The 15861-nt window shown below is 61.6% G+C and carries 13 protein-coding genes; 7 read left to right on the top strand and 6 right to left on the bottom strand.

Annotated features, from left to right (window positions below; all coding sequences use genetic code 11):
• Window positions 1–40: 40 nt before the first annotated feature.
• From GNF76_RS18515 to GNF76_RS18505, 3 genes are read left to right on the top strand one after another with little or no spacing between them, the layout of a single operon-like run.
• Window positions 41–376 (top strand): ArsR/SmtB family transcription factor, encoded by a 336-nt coding sequence (locus GNF76_RS18515; protein ID WP_010166774.1) that lies wholly within the window; start codon window positions 41–43, stop codon window positions 374–376.
• A 52-nt stretch (window positions 377–428) separates the two neighbouring features.
• On the top strand, window positions 429–1673 hold the full coding sequence (locus GNF76_RS18510) for an NAD(P)/FAD-dependent oxidoreductase (RefSeq protein WP_155584572.1): 1245 nt from the start codon (window positions 429–431) through the stop codon (window positions 1671–1673).
• Window positions 1674–1682: 9 nt separating this feature from the next.
• Window positions 1683–2489: a sulfite exporter TauE/SafE family protein gene (locus tag GNF76_RS18505; protein ID WP_155584571.1), complete on the top strand. Its 807-nt coding sequence runs from the start codon at window positions 1683–1685 to the stop codon at window positions 2487–2489.
• A gap of 144 nt (window positions 2490–2633) precedes the next feature.
• Here the strand turns inward: GNF76_RS18505 and pvdO are convergent, their stop codons facing one another.
• The 3 genes from pvdO to pvdM form a co-directional block, all read right to left on the bottom strand.
• Complete coding sequence (pvdO, locus tag GNF76_RS18500) at window positions 2634–3461, bottom strand: dihydropyoverdine dehydrogenase (RefSeq protein ID WP_246211941.1); 828 nt, start codon at window positions 3459–3461, stop codon at window positions 2634–2636.
• A 74-nt stretch (window positions 3462–3535) separates the two neighbouring features.
• Complete coding sequence (gene pvdN, locus GNF76_RS18495) at window positions 3536–4813, bottom strand: pyoverdine-tailoring periplasmic protein PvdN (protein ID WP_155584569.1); 1278 nt, start codon at window positions 4811–4813, stop codon at window positions 3536–3538.
• Window positions 4814–4833: 20 nt separating this feature from the next.
• A complete protein-coding gene (pvdM, locus tag GNF76_RS18490) occupies window positions 4834–6186 on the bottom strand; it encodes a pyoverdine-tailoring dipeptidase-like protein PvdM (RefSeq protein WP_155584568.1) in 1353 nt (450 codons plus the stop codon).
• 174 nt (window positions 6187–6360) lie between these two features.
• Here pvdM and pvdP point away from each other — a divergent pair, with 174 nt between their 5' ends.
• Both pvdP and GNF76_RS18480 read left to right on the top strand, forming a co-directional pair.
• Window positions 6361–7965 carry a pyoverdine maturation tyrosinase PvdP gene (gene pvdP, locus GNF76_RS18485; RefSeq protein WP_155584567.1) on the top strand — a complete coding sequence of 535 codons (1605 nt, stop codon included), beginning with the start codon at window positions 6361–6363 and terminating at the stop codon, window positions 7963–7965.
• A 129-nt stretch (window positions 7966–8094) separates the two neighbouring features.
• A complete protein-coding gene (locus GNF76_RS18480) occupies window positions 8095–9129 on the top strand; it encodes a hypothetical protein (RefSeq protein ID WP_155584566.1) in 1035 nt (344 codons plus the stop codon).
• Window positions 9130–9168: 39 nt separating this feature from the next.
• Here the strand turns inward: GNF76_RS18480 and GNF76_RS18475 are convergent, their stop codons facing one another.
• The 3 genes from GNF76_RS18475 to GNF76_RS18465 are packed head-to-tail and all read right to left on the bottom strand — an operon-like array spanning window position 9169 to window position 13711.
• Window positions 9169–10557, bottom strand: coding sequence for an efflux transporter outer membrane subunit (locus tag GNF76_RS18475; protein WP_155584692.1), 1389 nt, complete (start codon window positions 10555–10557; stop codon window positions 9169–9171).
• Between the two features lie 7 nt (window positions 10558–10564).
• Window positions 10565–12538 carry a MacB family efflux pump subunit gene (locus GNF76_RS18470; RefSeq protein ID WP_155584565.1) on the bottom strand — a complete coding sequence of 658 codons (1974 nt, stop codon included), beginning with the start codon at window positions 12536–12538 and terminating at the stop codon, window positions 10565–10567.
• The gene (locus tag GNF76_RS18465; RefSeq protein WP_155584564.1) at window positions 12539–13711 is read right to left on the bottom strand and encodes an efflux RND transporter periplasmic adaptor subunit; all 1173 of its coding nucleotides are present in this window, start codon (window positions 13709–13711) and stop codon (window positions 12539–12541) included.
• Between the two features lie 269 nt (window positions 13712–13980).
• Here GNF76_RS18465 and GNF76_RS18460 point away from each other — a divergent pair, with 269 nt between their 5' ends.
• Both GNF76_RS18460 and GNF76_RS18455 read left to right on the top strand, forming a co-directional pair.
• Complete coding sequence (locus GNF76_RS18460) at window positions 13981–14463, top strand: sigma-70 family RNA polymerase sigma factor (protein WP_155584563.1); 483 nt, start codon at window positions 13981–13983, stop codon at window positions 14461–14463.
• A 126-nt stretch (window positions 14464–14589) separates the two neighbouring features.
• Window positions 14590–15861, top strand: a 1272-nt coding sequence (locus GNF76_RS18455) for a lysine N(6)-hydroxylase/L-ornithine N(5)-oxygenase family protein (RefSeq protein ID WP_155584562.1), incomplete at its 3' end; no start/stop codon positions are given.

The following is a 15861-nucleotide window of genomic DNA, read 5'->3' as shown; positions in this document are numbered from 1 at the left end:
TAATGTTTTGAGCTTAAGTGAGAGAGAGAGTCTGAAGCAAATGGAATCGAACCTGAGTGAAGGCGAAGTCGCCCAGTTGCGCGCGTCGGCCTCCAAGGCTTGCGCCTTGCTCAAGGCCCTGGCCAATGAGGACCGGCTGCTGATTCTCTGCCAGTTGACCCAGGGCGAGCGCAACGTCGGCGAGCTGGAAACCATGACCGGTGTGCGCCAGCCCACGCTGTCCCAACAATTGGGCATCCTGCGTGATGAAGGGCTGGTGGCCACCCGCCGCGAAGGCAAATACATTTTCTACGGGCTGGCCAGCCACGAAGTGATCCAAGTGATGAAGACCTTGTCCGGCCTGTATTGCGGGGCGGTGATCAAAAGCTGGGCGTGATGCCATACGGCAGCGACCCTTGTGTGCATTGACCATTAGAAAGGCGAAGACCATGAACGACCAACACTGGGGACCTACCATCAGTGGCGACATCGTTGTCATCGGCGGCGGCTCGGCAGGCATCGGCTTGTTGGCCAGCCTGCTCAAGCGCGACCCGCACCTGAACATCACCCTGATCGAACCCAACGACACCCACTATTATCAGCCCGCCTGGACCCTGGTGGGCGGCGGCGCGTATGACGTGAAGAAGACCGCGCGGCCCATGGCCGACGTGTTGCCTGATGGCGTCACCTGGGTGCAAGCGAGCGTCGCCGAGTTGCTGCCCGATGAGCAGACGCTGGTGCTCGACAGTGGCCAGCGCGTGACGTGGAAGAACCTGATCGTCTGCCCCGGGCTGCGCCTGGCCTGGGAAAAGATCGACGGCTTGGCAGAAACCCTTGGCCAGAACGGCGTCACCTCTAACTACAGCTACCAGCACGCCAGCTACACCTGGCAACTGGTCCGCCAGCTCAAGGGCGGCAAGGCGATCTTTACCCAGCCGGGCATGCCGATCAAATGCGCCGGCGCGCCGCAGAAGGCGATGTACCTGTCGTGCGATCACTGGCTCAAGCAAGGCGACTTGAAAAACATCAACGTTGAATTCAACCTCGCTGGCGCGGCACTGTTTGGGGTGGCGACCTTTGTGCCACCGTTGATGAAGTACATTGAGAAATACTCGGCGCGGCTGGCCTTCAATTCCAATCTGGTCAAGGTCGACGGCCCGGCGCGCAAAGCCTGGTTCGAGATCAAGGACGCTGAAGGCAACGTCACCGTCGAAGAAAAACCCTTCGACCTGCTGCACGTCGTGCCGCCGCAAGTCTCCCCGGACTTTATCCGCCAGAGCCCGCTGGCCGATGCCGCCGGCTGGTGCGAAGTGAATCCCCAGAGCCTGCAACATGTGCGCTATCCGCACATCTTCGGCCTCGGTGATGTGTGCTCCACCACCAACGCTAAAACCGCCGCTGCGGTACGCAAGCAGATTGTGGTGGTGGCCGAAAACCTGCTGGCCCTGCGCAAACAGGCACCTATGCTTCTCAAGTACGACGGCTACGGTTCGTGCCCGCTGACGGTAGAGAAGGGCAAAGTGGTGCTGGCCGAGTTCGGCTATGGCGGCAAGTTGTTGCCGACGTTCCCCCTCGATCCGACTGTCGCCCGGCGTTCTGCGTGGTTCCTCAAGGCGACGTTGCTGCCGTGGTTCTACTGGAACGGCATGCTTAAAGGTCGCGAATGGCTGACCAGCCTGTCCAAGGTGGATTGAGAAAACCCTATGTTGCTGGCAAGTTTTTTTGGCGTGCTCATGGGCTTGATCATGGGGCTGACGGGGGCTGGCGGCGGCATTCTTGGCGTGCCGGCCCTGGTATTGGGGCTTGGCTTTACCATGACCGAGGCGGCGCCCGTGTCGTTGTTTGCCGTGGGCGCTGCGGCAGCCGTCGGTGCGATTGATGGCTTGCGCCATGGCCTGGTGCGCTACCGGGCGGCGCTGTTGATCGCGTTGCTCGGCGCACTGTTTTCACCGCTTGGGGTGTTCTTCGCCCATCAATTGCCGGACAAGATCCTGATGGGCCTGTTCAGTGCGCTGATGGTGCTGGTGGCCTGGCGCATGTTGCAGCGCGAGAAGGTCGAGGCCGGGCCCAGTGACCATGGCACCGCGTCCTGGGGCCAGAAGAACTGCATGCTCGATCAACAGACCGGACGCTTTTCCTGGACCGCCAAATGCACGGCAACCTTGGCCGCCCTGGGCGCGGTGACGGGGGCGGTGTCGGGGTTGCTGGGGGTCGGTGGCGGGTTCTTGATTGTGCCGGCGTTCAAGCAACTGACGGATGTGCAGATGCGCGGGATTGTCGCGACGTCGCTGATGGTGATCAGCCTGATTTCCCTGATCGGCGTAGTGGGGGCGTTTCATGCCGGGGTGAGCATTGACCGGATGGGCTGGGTGTTTATTGGGGCGAGCATCGTGGGGATGATGGTGGGGCGCAGGCTGTGTTCACTGATCCGGGCGCGTACCCTTCAAATCGGTTTTGCCGCGCTGTGCCTGGGGGTGGCAGCCTGCATGCTGTTGAACGCCGTGATCTAGCCGCTGCTGAGGCACGAGGCTGCGATGGGCTGCGAAGCGGCCCCTCCGAGGGCGGTCCTGCGGACACGCATCGCAGCCTCGGCAGCGGCTACAACACAATTGACCGTTCCCACGCGTGGGAACGATCGAAATTGGCGTTGCCGTTCAAAGCTCCCGAGCCACCCTGAACCCCAACCAATCCCCTCGCGTGGTCGCCGGTCGATCATTGCGATTACCCGAGCGCGAGAAAATCGGCGCCTCGCCCCAATCGTTCCCGCGGATATGCCGGGTTTCGCAGTTCTTGTCCTGCCACGCACTGCCATCGGTCGGTGCGCCGACGTAGCTGTCGTGCCAGCAATCGGCAACCCACTCATACACATTGCCATGCATGTCATACACACCAAACGCATTGGGCGGATAGCTGCCGGCCGGGGATGTGAAGCTGTAGCCGTCCTTCGGTCCGTAGGTATTGGCGTGCTGGCTGATGCCGTATTCGGTGTCCGGGTCCATGGGGAACGGGAAGGACCCGGTACTGCCGGCGCGGGCGGCGTATTCGCGTTCGGCTTCGCTGAGCATCCGGTATTTCTGGCCGGTCTTTTTCGACAGCCAGGCGACATAGTTTTCGACGTCCTGGAAGTCCATGCACACCGCCGGTTGTTTTGGCCCTTGGGCGTACGTCGGCTTGCTGGCCTTGCACGCACGGCCGGGGCGAGTGTCGCCGTCGGCGATCTTGACGCCACTCTGGCGGATATAGGCGTCCCATTCGCTGGCCTGGACCTGGAAGCGGCTGATGGCAAACGGCTTGGCAAAGGTCACGGTGTGCAGCGGACCTTCGTCCGACTGGCGGCCCAGTTCATCGTCCGGTGTGCCCATGACAAAACTGCCAGCCGGCAAGACCACCAGCTCCGGGCAGCCATCCTTGCAGTCCTTGAACACCTTGCCCGGCGCAGGTGTTGCGGCGTGGGCGCTGCCTACGGCCAACGTGGCGAGCATCACGCCCAGGGACAGGCGATACAGTGCGGTTCGAGACATTATTTGCAGCCTTCTCGTCAGTGTCAGGAAAGGGTTCAGTATTTGTTCGTCAGCACAGCCATGGCCCGGTCGATTTCCTGCTCGGTGTTGAGCAGGCCTGGTGCGAAGCGCACCACTGGGCCGACGTCACGGTCTACGGCATCCACCACAATGCGGTTCTGGTTCAGGTAGGAGGCAACGGCATCGACGTCCTGGTCCTTGATCCGGAAGAAGGTGAAGCCGGCCGAGTACTGCGGGCTGTCGGGCGTCACCAGCTCGATGCCCGGATGCTCTTTCAGGCGCTGCTTGAGGTAGGTGTTGAGCTGATGGATGCGTGCCTGCACCTCGGACTTACCCAATTGCAGGTGCAGTTTGAATGCTTCGCCCAACGCCCAGCGATGTTCGAAGGCGTGATAGCCGCCGGGGGTCATGATGGTGCCGAAATCCTTGTTTTCCGAGAACGTCGGGAAGGTCGGCGTCAGGTCGCTCATTTGCTCCGAGGCAGCGCAAATGATCCCGGTGCCCCGTGGGCCAAACATCCACTTATGGGTGCCGGCAATGAAGTAGTCGCACTTGAAATCAGCGAAGTTCATGTCCTCGACGCCAAAGCCATGCACGCCGTCGACCACATAGATAATCCGGTCCTTTTCCTCGCGCTGGCGATTATGCTCGCGCACCAGGTCGCCAATCTCGCCCACGGGCAATTTGACCCCGCTGCCCGACTGCACCCACGTCATGCCCAGCACCCGGGTTTGTGGGCGGATATTGCGCGAGATGTTGCCCAGGACTTCATCGCTGGAGACGCTGCGCGGGTTCTTGAACAGGCTGATCTTGCGCACCTGGGTGCCTTCGCGCTTGACCCGGAAATTCAAGGTGTTGCGGGTGGAATAGTGCTCGTGTTCGGTGGTGAGGATTTCCTGGTTGGGGTTGACGTGCAGCCCGCCGTAAATCATCACCAGGCCTTCGGTGGTGCTGCCGGTCAGGGCAATCTGGCGTGGCTTGACGTCCAGGTAGCGCGCCGCCCAGTCCCGTACTTCGCCTTCGCGTTTCCATTCGGCCTGGGTTTCCCAGTCGACCCACTTGGCCGGGTTGAGGTCCAGCTCGGCGCGGTAGCGGTCAATGGCGTCCTGTACCGGTTTTGGGTGCGAGGTGATGAGGAAGTTAGCGAAGTGCGCGTAGTTCGGGTCGAGCTTGAACAGTTGGCGCAGGGCCTGCCATTTATCGGTGGCGACAGCCGGCGTAGCGGCTGCGGCGGTGGGTATCAAGTGACTGCTCAACGGCAGGCCGGCCGCAAGCACACCTGCGGTTTTCAGAAAGGTACGGCGATCGGTCATGGCAAGGTTTCGCTGCGGATTCAAGGTTGGGGGAGGGCGACAGGCTGGGCGGCTTTTTGCACCTGGTCCCAGACCCTGAGGAAGTTGCCGCCCCACAGCTTGGCGATGTCCGCTTCGGAGTAACCGCGGGTAATCAACTCGGCGGTCACGTTGCGAATCTCGCTGACGTCCTTGAAGCCTTTCACGCCGCCGCCCTCGTTGAAGTCCGAACTGATGCCGACATGATCGATGCCGATCTTTGTCACCGCGTAATCGATAGCGTCGCCCAGGTCCTTCAGGCTGGCCTGGGGCTCTTCATCGAGGATGTCGTACAGCGCGCTGGCGTACTGGCCGAACTTCTGCGAGGGCCACGCGGCAATGATCGGGTCGCCGGGCATCAGCGCCACGTGCAGGTTGGGCAGCGGCGGCAGGTCGAACTTGGCCCGCAGGCGGTTGAGTTTGTCCTGGGTGGCTTGGGTCAGCGGGCGCAAGTAGGCGGAAAACGCCACGATCTGCACCACACCGCCACTGTTTTTGATCAACTGCATTTCCTTGTCGCTGAGGTTACGCGGGATATCCACCAGCGCCCGTGGCACGGAGTGTGAAGCGACCATCGGCGTACGGCTGAGCTCGGCCACTTGTTCGAGGGCCTTGGTCGACATCTGCGAGACATCGATGATCACCCCGAGGTCGTTGAGCCGGTGCACGGCACGCTTGCCCAGGTCCGACAGACCATTGAAGGCGTCGGGTGTGTCATTGAAAAATGGCAGCGGTCGCGATGAGTCGGCCCACGGGTTGTTGCCCACGTAGCTGAAGCCGAACATGCGCATGCCGCGCGCGGTCCACAGGTCCAGTTGAGTGATGTCTTCGCCCAATGGGTAGGCGTTGAGCATGCTGATGAATACCGCGAACTTGCCTTCACCGTGCAGGCGCCGGAAGTCGTCCGGGGTGTAGGCGATGCCGACCTGATTGGGGAAGTCGCGGACCATCCCGGTGATCGCTTTGTAGCGTACTTCCTGCTGCTGGCGGGACTGGTCGACAAAGGCAGCGGTGGGTTTGTGCGGGGCGTTGGGGCCGTTCCACATTTCCGGCCAGCCAAAAATCGTCAGGGCCGCCCCCGAGAGGCGCCCGCGCTGGGCCTTGACCAGGTCGAACTTGTCCAGGCCGTCCTTATCCGCTTCGTCACCCTCGCTGCCGAAGCGCAGGGGCAGGGTGATATGGCTGTCGAAGGAAATGATCCGGTCCTGCAACTCATCGGCCTGCTTCATGACCTTGAGCGGATAACCCGCGTTGTCGTACAGGTATTTCCAACCCAGGAAACCGCCGCCGGCGGCAATCGCCAGTGCCAGGGGCAGGCCGATCAGAAGAGCTTTTTTCGAGCGCGTTTTGGTCATTGCCATCTCAGTGTCGCTTTCCGGTGGAGGAGGTGCAGGCGAGGCCTTTGCTATCTGGGAAGAACGAGCGGTGGAGAGGGAAATTTAGGCGCTTGCCCGTGCCCCTAAATTTGTTCGCGCAATGCTCGTTCTAGCTTGGATAAAGCCAGCTCCATGGCTGACACAGGTAGGGCAATGACGATTTCTCGACGAGGCTTCATCGCGGGCCTGGCACTGACCGGCGCCGCAGTGCCAGCGGCCTATTACGCCCACCGTCAATTGACGCAGCCGGACGAACCGATTACCCCGGGTGAAGCCACGGTGGACCTGCCGGACATGGCCGGCCAGCAGATGGCCAATGCCTTGCGGGGCGTGTGGGACATTCGTCTCGAAGGCCGTGACGCCGGGCTCGATGGCGTGCCCGGTGAAGGCCTGGAACTGTTACTGGATATCGCCGCCCGGGGGCGTGGCGTGCGCGGATATCTGGACAGTGCGCAGGTATTACGTACCGATGCTGCGCCGCGCTATGAAGTCCTGGGCGACCTGGCGGACGTCAAGCAAGGACAAATCAGTTGGCGGCTGATGGACAGTCGCACCGGTATTATTCGGTATCAGTTTATTTCCACCCTGGATGAGGTCTGGGCCGCTTTCGGCAATGCTGGCACCGCTTCGCTCAGTGGGCGCGTGTTGCGTATGGATCGCGCCCTCGGCTTGCCCGAAGACGACAACCGGTTTGTGGCGATCAAGCGGCTGTTCCCCGAAGCCCGTGAGCGCGCGCTGCTCAATCCGACCCTGGAGGACTGGCTGATTTCGCCGGAGCATCGGCTGTTTCACCAGCTGTGGCATGCGTCCCGGGACAAGTGGCACAAACTGCCCGAAGACAAGCGCGAGGCCTTGCGGGGGATCGGCTGGCAGCCAGGCCCCCGTGACCGTGAGCGTGATGCTCGCGGGCCGCGCAAGGACCGCAACGGTTCGGGCATCGACTTCTTTTTCATGCACCGGCATATGTTGGGCACGGCGCGTTCGATGCAGGACCTGCCGTCCTGGCCGCGCTTTCCGTTGCCGCAGCCGGAGCTTGAGCGTGATCGCCAGGGGTTTATCCGTTACTTCGACAATCACGATGGGTTCTCGGTGCCGCCGACCTGGGTTTCCCGGGGGGATGACACCTTTACCCGGTGGGTCAGTGATATCAAAAGCGCCGAGACCTATTGCAGTAATTTCCAGGTGTGGGAGTCGCAGTATCGGGACCCGGCTTATCTGTCGCGCATGACGTTGGGGCAATTTGGTTCGGAGGTGGAGCTGGGGCTGCACGACTGGTTGCATATGCGCTGGGCGTCGGTGGCACGTGATCCGTCCAATGGCGCACCGGCACCGCTGGCCCGCGATCCGGCGGACTTCGCCGGGCGCTGGTTCGGGCCGGAGAACGACTTTCTCGGTGATCCGTTTTCGTCCCATGTGAACCCGGTGTTCTGGCATTTTCACGGGTGGATTGATGATCGGGTCGAAGATTGGTTTCGTGCCCACGAGCGGTTTCATCCGGGGGAGGTTCAACGCCTTGAGGTGAACGGCGTTCCGTGGTTTGCACCGGGGCGTTGGGTGGAGGTGGATGACCCGTGGTTGGGGCCGGATACCCATGGCTGCAGTACCACACCGGGATTGCAGATGGGGCGGTCGATGGAGATGGATCCGGAGACGATGAAGTTGGCGTTGCGGATTACGTTTGGGGATGAAGAGACGGTCAAAAGCTTGTTCAGGAAGGTGCCGAGACGGCCTTGGTATGCGCGGCACTTAAAGGTCTAGATGGCGGCATCGAAGGATTGGATTGTTACTCTTTGTGTCGCGACTGGAAGATGAAAATGGATGGTGGCACAATGTCACTATCGGGCCTCTTTATCGTTGGCTGTGAACCGAATTTGGCGTTATGGATTTATGTTTTCGAATCAACTCCTCTATCTGCTCTATGGCGACAAATCTGTTTACCGACACGAAGCAAAGTTCAGCATTTTGTCAGCCCTGCGTCACAGGAAAGATCCGGCCAGTTTCACGATCACAGTGATGACGGATCAGCCCGAGGCCTTTGATGGTTGGCCGATCACCGTACTGCCTCTTGACGCGCAGACGCTGGATACCTGGAAAGGTGCTGGAGGCTATTACCATCGACGTAAGGCCTGTGCCATCCAGGCCGGTGCTCAACTCGCCGACAAAACCATCTTCATCGATACCGATACGGTCTTCTTCAAAGATCCTGCCGAGCTATTCGGGCGTGTGACGGACCATCAGTTTTTGATGGATGAGTTCGAGTGGAGTTGGGCCCAAGCGTCCCAGCGTTCGGAGTACCGCGCGTTCGTCGAAGAGGTAGAGGCCGGAAATCAGCGCCCGGCACCGTCGTTGAAACTCTTCAACAGTGGCATCTGCGGGCTGACCAGGGCCAACGTCGCGATGCTCGATGGCGCTCTCGGTTTGATTGATCAATGGGCTCATCATGGCGCCACACTGCTGACCATTGAGCAGATTGCCGTATCGTTCATGCTGGACGGCAAGAAAGTCGTCGAGGCCAACGACTGCATCAATCACTACTTCTCAGTGAAGAGCTATCACCATGCAATGTTAAAGGTGTTCTTTGACCTGCATGGCGAGGACTATCGCGATACCTTGCCGCAGATGACATTTTTGGTGCCTGATGGCCTTCCAAAAAATGCCCTCTACGATCGACTGCGCCTGAAATGGAAGCTCAAGGGCCAATGCACGACTTCTCGAAAGGTCGCCAAATTCTATCTGCTGGGCAAGCAGGCCAAGCGGTGTACCTACCTGAACGCCTGCCGGCCGCTGTGGTGGGAAAAGGCGCTTGAAGAGCTGAAGACGCTGGAGGCCGGTGACGAAACCCGGGTGAAGCTGGATTCGTTCTGGCGCGCAGACCCGGAGTTTGCGAGCTTCGCAAAGGAGCAGGTCGCAGAACCGGTGTGATTGCCCGGCAGGCCATCAGGTGTGAATCCCCTGATGGCCTCACAACACTTGCCACCCACCGCCTAATGCCTTGTACAGCGCAATACTTGCCTGCACTCGCGCCAACCTGAGCTGCACATTCAAATCCTGCGCCGCATACAGTGTTCGCTGCGTCTCCAGCACCGTCAGCAGATCCTCCGCCCCCGCCTGATACCGACTCTGGGCAATCTCAAACGCTGTCTGCGCCTGTTGCAATTCCTCAGCCTGCCACTGGCGCTGCTGATCCAGCCCGGTAATGCTGCTGAGGGCCTTTTCCACATCCGCAAACCCATTGATGATCGAGCCGCGATAAACCTCGAGCAGTTCCTCCTGGCGCGCCCTGGCCCGATCGCGCTCGGCACTCAGGCGCCCGTTGTTGAACACTGGCCCCACCAACCCCGAGGTGAGGGTATAGAACGGGCTGCGCAACACATCGGCCGCCTTGCTCGACCCCGATCCTAATGATGCCCCGAGGGTCACCGTTGGCAACATCGCTGCACGGGCCACGGTGACATCCGCTTGCGCCGCCGCCATTTGCGCTTCGGCGCGGGCAATGTCGGGACGGCGCGTGAGCAGGTCGCTGGGGACTCCGGCGCCAATGGTTGGCCAGGTCAGGGCCTGGAAACCCTCGGTGCCCAGGTTCAGTGCTTGCACTGGCTGGCCCAGCAGAGCCGCGAGGGTGATGAGGGATTCCTCGGCCTGTTGTTGAATCAGTGGCAGTTGTCGTTGTTGGCTGGCCACCAGGCTTTTCTGCTGGGCCAGCTCCAGGGCGGTTGCCGAACCTGCGTCATAGCGAGTCTGCACCAGGTCGAGGACGTTGCGCGCGTTGGCCAGGTTGAGTTCGGCAATCTGCCGACGTTGTTGGGCTGACAAGGTCTGCGCATAACGGTCGGCGACGTTGCTGAGCAACGTCAGCTCCACCGTCGCCTGATCGAACTCACTGGCGCGCACGGTGTGCAGCGCGCTGTCGCGAGCGGCCGCGCGGCCGCCCCAGAAGTCCACTTCATAACTGGCGGTGAGGTTGGCGCTGTAGCTGTTGACCGTGCTGCTGGTGTCCGCGCTGTCCGAGGTGCTGCTGCCACTGATGCGTTTCTGGCGATTGGCTTTGAGGTTCAGGCCCACCTCCGGCAACAGCGGCGCACCGGCAATCACCGCGCTGGCCTGGGCCTGGCGCACTCGGGCCATGGCTGCCGCCACGTCGTAGCTGTCGCGGCGGGCCTGGTCGATCAGGCGGTTCAGTTGCGGGCTGCCAAACTGCGTCCACCATTGTTGATGAGTGGACTGGTTTGCCTGGCGCTTGGCGAATTGCCAGGCCGTGGGCGGTGCAATACCGGTGTCGGAAGAGGGCGCAGTGCCGGTGCAGGCGTTGAGCAGCAGGCACAGGCTGAGCAGGGACAGTCGTGGGGTCATGGATCGTTTATTCACTGGTCAACGCCTTTACCGGATCAAGCCGGGCAGCTTTGCGGGCCGGCATGAAGCCGAATACAACGCCGGTGACGAGTGCGCAGCCAAAGGCACCGAGCACGGCCAACAGGGAAAACTGGACCGCCACTTCGGCGAGGATCAGTACGCCTCCGACGATCAGCGCCAGGGCAACACCGCACAGGCCGCCGACCACCGAAAGCATCACGGCTTCGGTAAGGAACTGACGCAGGATGTCGCGCTGGCGTGCGCCGGTGGCCATGCGGATGCCGATTTCCCGGGTGCGTTCACGCACGGTCATCAGCATGATGTTCATCACGCCAATCCCGCCTACCAACAGAGAAATGGCGGCAATCGAGCCGAGCATCAGCGACAGGGTGTTCTGCGTGCGCGCCTCGGCCTGGATCATGGCCGCGTAGTTAGTCACCACGAAGTCGCGGCGGCCGTTGTGCAAGCCCAGCATCAGTTCATCAATGGCCTGTTCGGTCTGCTTGACCTGGGAGGCGTCGGCGGCCGCGATGGCTACGTACTGGGGGTTCTGGCTGCCAAACAGGCGAATGCTGGCGGCGGAGTAGGGCACGGCGATCCGGTCGTCGCTGTCCTGGTCGCCCGAGCTGGCGCCTTTTTCCTGGAGCACGCCGATCACTTGGAATGGCACGTTCTCGATCAAGATGTACTGGCCGATAGGGTCGCTGAAGTCCTTGAGCAGTTTGTCCCGCACCTTCTTGCCAATGACGGCCACGGCGGTGGCGCTGTCTTCGTCGGCCTGGGTGAAGTAACTGCCTTCGACCACCGGCCAGTTGAAGATTTCCGGGAAGTTGATGCCGTTGCCGCCGACATAGCTGGCGTGGTCGGCATTGCCGAAGCGCACGGTGGCCTGCGAGCCGTTGACCGGCATGATCATCTTCACCTGGGGCAGCATGGCCACGGCGGCGACGTCGGTCAGGCTGACGATGCCCCTGGGCGCCCGCGGGCTGGAGGACAGGCCACTGAGGTAGAGGATGTTCGAGCCAAAGGCACCCATCTGCGCCATGACCTGGCGTTTGCTGCCTTCGCCAACGGCCAGCATCACCACCACCGAAGCCACGCCGATCACAATGCCCAGCAGCGTCAGGGCGGTGCGGAAGCGGTTGATCCACATCACGCGCCAGGCCGCATGTACGGCGTCCACCAGTTCACCTTTCCAGGCACCGTTGTGCTCGCTGCCGTCTTCCAGGCGCTGGCGCAGGTCGACGGCTTGCAGGGCGTCGGCGTTGGCGCTGTGTTGTACTTCGGGATGCTCGGTGGCGGTGTCGCTGGTGATCAGCCCATCGCGGATTTCGATGACGCGCTTGGCCCGCGCCGCCACTTCACGGTCGTGGGTAATCAGGATCACCACATGGCCCAGGGCGGCGAGCTCGTCCAGCAGTGTCATGACTTCGGCGCCGCTGTGGCTGTCGAGGGCGCCGGTGGGTTCATCCGCAAGAATGATGTGGCCGCCGTTCATCAAGGCGCGGGCAATCGACACCCGTTGTTGCTGGCCGCCGGACAATTGGTGCGGGCGATTGGCAGTGCGCTCGCCCAGGCCCAGGCGTTCCAGGAGGGCGGTGGCTCGGGCGTGGCGTTCGGCGGCGGGAATGCCGGCATAGATGGCCGGCATCTCGACGTTTTCGCGGGCCGACGCGGCGGGGATCAGGTGGTAGCCCTGGAACACGAAGCCGAAGGCTTCGCGTCGCAGCCAGGCCAACTCATCACTGTCCAGTTGCGCGACGTTTTCCCCGGCAAACAGGTACTCACCCGAGGTTGGGCGGTCGAGGCAGCCGAGGATGTTCATCAAGGTCGATTTGCCGGAACCGGACGCACCGACAATTGCGACAAACTCGCCGGCATGGATCGACATATCAATCCCGCGCAGCACTTCCACCAACGGCGCATCGCCGCCGCCGTAGGACTTACGGATACCCGAGAGGGTGATCAGGGGCGTTTGCATTCAACCTCCGCTATTGGCGGTGGGGCCGATCAGCAAATGTTCGCCCTCGGTGAGCCCTTCAACCACCTGAATACGCAGCCGGTCGCTGAGGCCGGTGCGTACCTGGCGTTGTTCGATATCACCGTTTTTCGCCACCACCCGGGCCTGCTGCAGTTCGGTCCCGGTGCCGCCTTTGAGGGCAGCTACCGGCGCGGTCAACACGTTCTGCGCACGGCCGGCGACGAAGAACACCTGCGTAGTCATTTCGGCCATCAAGGCGTGATCCGGGTTGTCGACGTCCAGCAGCACGGTGTACAGCACCACGCGGCCGCTGCCGCTTTTGCTGCTGCTGGCGGGGCTGCCGTTGCCTTGGCTGGTTTCGTTCAGCGGCTTGGGCGGTACCGGCAGGATCTGCCGCACGGTACTGGTCCAACGCCGGGCGCCGCCGCTGAGGGTGGTGAAGTAGGCATGCATGCCCGGTTTGACGCGGCCGATGTCGGCTTCGGAAACCTCGGCCCAGACGGTCATCGGCGACAGCTTGGCGATACGCAGGATCAGTGGTGTCTGTTGCTGGGCGTTGAGGGTCTGGCCTTCTCGCGCATCCACCGCAACCACGGTGCCGCTCATCGGCGCATAGATGCGGGTGTAGCCCAGCTCGGCTTCGTCGCTGCGCAAACTGGCCTGGGCCTGGCGGATCTGCGCCTGGAACATGTCGACCCGGGCCTGGGTGGCGCTCAGTTCGGCCTTGGCGGTTTGCACGTCCTCTTCACGGGTGGCATTGCCGGCGGCGAGTTTTTGCTGGCGCTGGTACTTCTGTCGCGCCAGTTCATGCTGGGCCCGTTGTTCCTGCAACTGGGCTTGCAGGTTTTCGATGGCGTAGCGGCTGGCATCCAGCTTGGCCTTTTGCGTGGATGGGTCGATCTCCACCAGCAGTTGGCCTTCCTTGACCTCGGCGCCAGCCTCCACGTGGATTTTCTGGATCTGCCCCGAGGCCTGGGCGCCGACGTCCACATAACGCCGGGGTTGCAGGGTGCCCAGGGCGGTGACGCTGCTTTCGATATCGCCACGGGTTACGGTGACGGTTGCCAGTTTGTCCCGGCCCGGTGGCAGGACCTGCCAGGCGGCGACGGCGATAACGGGGATCAGACACGTCATGACAAACAAGGCGCGCCGGGCGGGTCGAGGACGTTGCATGCTTGGGTTCCAGCCGGGAAAGATCGGGCCGCAGGTGCGGGAAGCTGCAAGGTAAACGAGAAAATTGCCCGACAATTTAGGCTGTTACATATGCGGTTACAGGTGTCGCAGAGAAATAAATGGGCCGTTGATACAAGTCTTGTTTAAATCTAGATGAGAATTACTATAAATTACGCATATTCAAACTGCCACCATCCAGCCGTATCGCTGAATCGGCTGTCGTCTTCGCACTCAAGGACCTAATGCCGCCCTCCAGGCGGTCGGGAGTCATGTTGGAAAACTACTATCGCGAGCTGGTGTGTTTCCTTAACGCCAAGCTGGGCAACCGCCAGGTGGCCGAGGATGTGGTGCATGACGCTTATGTGCGGGTACTGGAGCGGGCCAGTGATACCCCCATCGAACAGCCCCGCGCGTTTCTTTACCGCACGGCCCTGAACCTGGTGATCGATGGCCACCGGCGTAATGCCCTGCGCCAGGTGGAGCCATTGGAGGTGCTGGACAGCGAAGAGCGTTTTTCCACGGCGTCCCCTCACGCCAGCCTGGATCACGGCCAGCGCCTGGAGATGTTGGAGCGCGCCTTGGGGGAATTGCCGGCGGCCTGTCGTGACAGTTTCATGCTGCGCAAGCTCGAAGGTTTGTCCCATCCGGAAATTGCCGAGCGCCTGAATATTTCCCGCAGCCTCGTGGAGAAACACATCGTCAACGCCATGAAGCACTGCCGGGTGCGGATGCGTGAGTGGGACATGCACTGATCGCATCCCGGCTAAATTTTTTTTCATTGTCCTCGTTTCCTATCAACACACGACCTGTTGTTCTGCCTACAGGTCTCTCAGGCTTTCCCGCCCCACCGCCACGGGGCTTATCCAGAGGACACTGGAATGACACAGGCAATTGCATCGCCCGCGGTTCACGACCTGATCGGTATCGGTTTCGGCCCTTCGAACCTGGCGCTGGCCATCGCCCTGCAAGAGCGCGAGAAGGCCCAAGGCAAGCTGGACGTGCTGTTTCTCGACAAGCAGGCCGACTACCGCTGGCACGGCAATACCCTGGTAGCCCAGAGTGAATTGCAGATTTCCTTCCTCAAGGACCTGGTCACCCTGCGCAACCCCACCAGCCCTTACTCCTTCGTCAACTACCTCAAGGCCCACGGCCGCCTGGTGGACTTCATCAACCTGGGGACCTTCTACCCGTGCCGCATGGAGTACAACGACTACCTGCGCTGGGTGTCCGGGCAGTTCCAGGCGCAAAGCCGTTATGGCGAGGAAGTGCTGGCCATCGAGCCGATCCTGCATCAGCAGCAGGTCGAGGCACTGCGGGTGATTTCCCGGGATGCCCAGGGTGAGCAACTGGTGCGCACGGCTCGTTCGGTGGTGGTCAGCGCCGGCGGGACGCCACGCATTCCTCCCGCGTTCAAGGGCCTCAAGGAGGATGGCCGGGTGTTCCATCACTCCCAGTACCTGGCGCGCATGGCCCAGCAGCCGTGCATCGATGGCAAGCCGATGCGGATTGCGATCATCGGTGGCGGCCAGAGTGCGGCCGAAGCCTTTATCGACCTCAACGACAGTTTCCCGTCGGTGCAGGTGGACATGATCCTGCGGGGCTCGGCCCTCAAACCGGCCGACGACAGCCCGTTCGTCAACGAAGTGTTCTCGCCGGAATTCACCGACCTGGTGTTCCAGCAAGCCAGCGGTGAGCGTGAGCGCCTGGTCAACGAGTACCACAACACCAACTATTCGGTGGTGGACCTGGACTTGATCGAGCGTATCTACGGGATTTTCTATCGTCAGAAAGTCTCCGGTATTGCCCGTCATGCTTTCCGGACCCTGACCACCGTGGAAAAAGCCAGCGCCGGTCCGTTGGGTGTCGAGTTGGCCCTGCGCAACAATGCCAACGGGGAAGCCAGCCTTAACCATTACGACGCGGTGGTGTTGGCTACCGGGTATGAGCGGCAGATGCATCGCCAGTTGCTGGCGCCGTTGCAGGAGTACATGGGCGAGTTTGAGGTCAGCCGTGACTATCGCGTGGTGACGGATGAGCGCTGCAAGGCGGGGATCTATATGCAGGGGTTCAGCCAGGCCAGTCATGGTTTGAGCGACACGTTGCTGTCGGTCCTGCCGATTCGGGCGGATGAGATTGCGGCGTCGTTGTAT

The sequence above is a fragment of the Pseudomonas spelaei genome, assembly GCF_009724245.1.
Taxonomy (GTDB): domain Bacteria; phylum Pseudomonadota; class Gammaproteobacteria; order Pseudomonadales; family Pseudomonadaceae; genus Aquipseudomonas; species Aquipseudomonas spelaei.
The sequence above is the reverse complement of the archived record's forward strand: the minus strand, read 5'-3'. Positions and strand labels throughout refer to the sequence as shown.